This window comes from Paenibacillus ihuae, assembly GCF_001368795.1.
GTDB classification, from domain to species: Bacteria; Bacillota; Bacilli; order Paenibacillales; family Paenibacillaceae; genus Paenibacillus_AQ; species Paenibacillus_AQ ihuae.
In genome coordinates, this window is record NZ_LN831205.1 from 1 (window position 1) to 3842 (window position 3842).

The following is a 3842-nucleotide window of genomic DNA, read 5'->3' on the forward strand; positions in this document are numbered from 1 at the left end:
AATTAAGGTTCCTGAATGATTTTAAGCTGCATGTCCTTTATGAGGAATGATATTTTGCAGGAGTGATCTCGCAGAAGTCAACGCAGTGCAAAAATCACGTTTGGTGGCGATAGCGGAAGGGTTCCACGCGTACCCATCCCGAACACGACCGTTAAGCCTTCCAGCGCCGATGGTACTTGGACCGAAGGGTCCCGGGAGAGTAGGACGCCGCCAAGCACATGAAGCCATTGTTGAGTTATCGACAATGGTTTTTTTGTGTCTTTAAGCAATCTGGGGATAAGTGTCCTGAGATTAAGTATTTCTGTGGGCAGTTATTATTAAATTTGTGCATAACCAGAGAGAAATAGCGGGAAAAGAAAACTTATACACATGTGGATAGAATATTAAAGTTTCTATAAATTTAAAAGTACTCCCCAATTTATGTGGATATAGATATAGATTATGTGGATACATCAGTGAATAATGTGAATGAATACGTAAAGGAGCGTAAAGTTATGGACAAGCCCAGCAATCTTTTGTGGACAGAGGAATTTATGGTACATGCTAGTGATACCGACTTTCAGTCCAGAGGCAAGCTTTCCTTTCTTCTGGATATTATGCAGCGTGCAGCGGATTCGGCTGTAAGCAGCCTGGGGTTAAGTATTGATAAAATGCTTGAGGCCCGAATGGGCTGGATGGTCATTACGCTTAATCTTGATATTCACCGGTTGCCTTTATCAAACGAAATTCTTAACGTACATACATGGAGTAAAGGGAACAAGGGGGCACTCTGGCAGCGTGATTACAGGATTTTTGACGAGAATGCGGTAGAAATTGCATCTGCGCGCTCAATTTGGGCGCTTGTGGATATTGATAAACGCAAGATACTCCGGCCGTCAGCCCTCCCAATTACCGTAGAGCCCTATCTGGAGGATTCGGTAGGAAGTCTGCCGGATAAAGTCTTAATTCCCGCGGATGTTCTAATGGAGGAAGCTTATCGTTATCAGGTAAGGTATAGCGGACTAGACAATAACGGCCACCTTAACAATGCGCGGTATGTAGATTTATGCTGCGATGCGCTGACCTTGGAGGAGTGGGAAGTGTGGAGGATCAGCGGCCTTCAGATAACATATGCACAGGAAGCCACGTATGGCGAGAACTTTAGCATTTTGCGCTCATCCTGGACTGAAAAAGGTGTTTATGTTCGAGGCCAAGGTGAGGATCGGATATTTTTTGAGGCTTACCTAAAGCTTGAGAATTAGGTTTCTAAACAACTACAGTTTTAAATACAGCATGATTTAACGGCAGATACTCGGATTTCCGGTGGACTGCCGTTTTTTCATATTTTGCTTGTTCTTCATATGTCACAAATGCCCAATTTACGTTCGTTATATAGTTGTAAGAGGAAAACGGAGGTGATTCTTTTGGAGCAGGGCAACCCCGGGGGCCAAGTGAATCCAAATATGATCGAAGAAGCGATTAATAAGGTGTGTGCAGGTGAACGGCAGGCGTTTACAATGCTGATAACTGCGTATGAACGGCAGATTTACACGTATTGTTACTATATTTTAAGAAGCCGTGAAGAAGCAGAGGACGCTGTGCAGGATGTATTTGTGAAGGTGTACCAGGAGCTTGGACGCTATGAGAGGCGCGGTTCTTTTTCAGCCTGGGTGTATAAGGTAGCGTATCATCATTGCTTGGATCAGCTCCGCAGGCGTACGCGCCGCAGCCGGTTGTTATCATTGTATAAAATGCAGCTGGTGCGGGATTATCCTGAATTCAAGAACGATTCGCCTGTAGACAGGCTGTTTGCAGATCTTACTTCGGAAGAAAGCGGGTTGTTGATCCTTCACGTGATTGAACAATACAGCTTTGAAGAAATTGCACAGATTACTGGACGAAGCTCTGCGGCTCTCCGGAAGAAATATGAACGGCTGCGCAAGAAACTGATTCAGCAAAAAGAAGATGAAGGAGGTTATCATCATGGAGAAATGGCAGAATCAAAATGAAAGTCTAATGAATGAGGAAATTCGCCGGAGTATTGGAAAGCTGCAGTTGCCGGTAGAAAGCTACGGAGAGCAAATTATGAAACGTATAGAACATGCGGAGGCAAATATACCGCCAAGAGGCAGACTGTTAAGGAAGACAATAGCTGCTGCAGGTGCCGCAGTAATACTCGGCGTGTGTACAATAGCTGCAGGATTCATCTCCCCGGCGTGGGCAGACACGCTCAGGCAGTTCCCGGTGCTGGGCAGTATATTTGAATATTCAGAGGACCCGGGACTCATGCTGGCTGCCAAAAACGGAATGACGACTGCCCCCGATTTGAGTGTGACACATGACGGGGTGACATTAAGCGTTACAGATGTATTTTATGACGGTACACGACTGGCTATTGGTTTCGAGCGAAGTGGAATTACAGATGAACGGGTGCTTGCCCAAATCACAAATTTCGCGACCCAAGATTTCGATAAATCAACCAAAGGTTTGTTAGGGATACCTCGTGTAACCTTGCCGTCAGGGGAGACTGTTGAGTTCGGAACATCTGTAACAGGCGACGTAGATGGGCGGCCGAACACGCTTTTATTGGAATTGAATAATCCGCAGAACACAGCGTCCTACGGGGATGAGTTTACGGTTCATATCAGCGTACCGGTTGCCCAGGTGGCGGAGCCGTTTGAGTTCGTGACAACGGTGAAGAAGGCTAGGGACGGAATCATTAATCTGACCCTGAACCAGGGGGCAAGCAGAGGCTCCTTCAGCTATACGGTTACGAATCTGGACATCACACCAGCTACCATCCGTTTGGTGATAGACAGTAAGGGAGAGGTGCCTATAGCACCGGAGCAGACGGGTGAATTTGCCCCGACAATCGTCTTCTATGAAATTGTGAATGAAGAGGGTCAAGTCATCAGCCCGAAACAGATGGGATATCCTAACGGCAGAATATCGCCAGTTGCTGCTCATGTGGATAATCTGTATAATACGTTTCCGCAAGTACCCAAGACGATTACAGTGCGGCCGTATACCTGCACGTTTGACCAAGATCTGAATCTCTTGAAGGATGCCAATGGGGAACGGTTGAAAACCTATTATGAAGACCTAGAGACCACTATAGTGATTCCTTAATGAAGAAAGAGCAGTACGCAAAATTGGCTGTTTTCAAGTCCGTGTCTGCTGAGCAGATGTGGACTTTTTATTTAATGGTATAATGAATTGTTGAAATGGAAAGGAGAGAATTATGAAAGTATTAGTGCTTGCGGAGAAGCCCTCTGTAGCGCGCGAGATTGCGCGGGTAATGGGCTGCGGGAATAAACAGAAGAGTTACATTGAAGGTCCTAAATATGTCGTAACCTGGGCGCTCGGGCATTTGGTCGGCCTGGCGGAGCCGGAGGATTATAATCATAAATTTGCTGCCTGGGCATTGGAAGACTTACCGATTCTGCCAGAGAAAGCCAAGCTGAAGGTATTGCGGGAGACGGGCCAGCAGTACAAGGCAGTACAGCAGCTAATGAAACGGCAGGATATTGAGGAACTCATCATCGCCACGGATGCGGCGCGTGAAGGGGAACTCTTGGCACGCTGGATTATGAATATGGCGGGCTGGAAAAAGCCGTTCCGGCGGCTGTGGATCTCTTCACAGACAGATAAGGCCATTAAGGAAGGGTTCGCGTCGCTGCGTCCGGGGCGGGATTTTGACCGGCTCTATGAATCAGCACGCTGCCGTGCCGAGGCGGACTGGATGATCGGGCTTAATGTTACCCGGGCTCTCACCTGCAAGTTCGGTGCGCCCCTGTCAGCCGGCCGGGTGCAGACACCGACTCTGGGCATGATTATGGACAGGGAGAATGAAATTACCGGCT

The 3842-nt window shown here is 47.3% G+C and carries 4 protein-coding genes and 1 rRNA gene; all 5 read left to right on the top strand.

The window, feature by feature from the left end; genetic code table 11:
* The first annotated feature begins 99 nt into the window (after positions 1-99).
* A 5S ribosomal RNA gene (gene rrf / locus AQR02_RS28675) occupies positions 100-216 on the top strand.
* A 278-nt stretch (positions 217-494) separates the two neighbouring features.
* Positions 495-1241, top strand: coding sequence for an acyl-[acyl-carrier-protein] thioesterase (locus tag AQR02_RS28680; RefSeq protein ID WP_054943733.1), 747 nt, complete (start codon positions 495-497; stop codon positions 1239-1241).
* A gap of 162 nt (positions 1242-1403) precedes the next feature.
* Positions 1404-1988 (top strand): RNA polymerase sigma factor, encoded by a 585-nt coding sequence (locus AQR02_RS28685; protein ID WP_054943734.1) that lies wholly within the window; start codon positions 1404-1406, stop codon positions 1986-1988.
* Entirely contained in the window at positions 1963-3108 is a 1146-nt protein-coding gene (locus AQR02_RS28690; protein ID WP_054943735.1) for a DUF4179 domain-containing protein, read from the top strand. Before AQR02_RS28685 ends, AQR02_RS28690 begins: the two co-directional genes overlap by 26 nt.
* A gap of 112 nt (positions 3109-3220) precedes the next feature.
* Positions 3221-3842, top strand: a 622-nt coding sequence (locus AQR02_RS28695) for a DNA topoisomerase (protein ID WP_245237785.1), incomplete at its 3' end; no start/stop codon positions are given.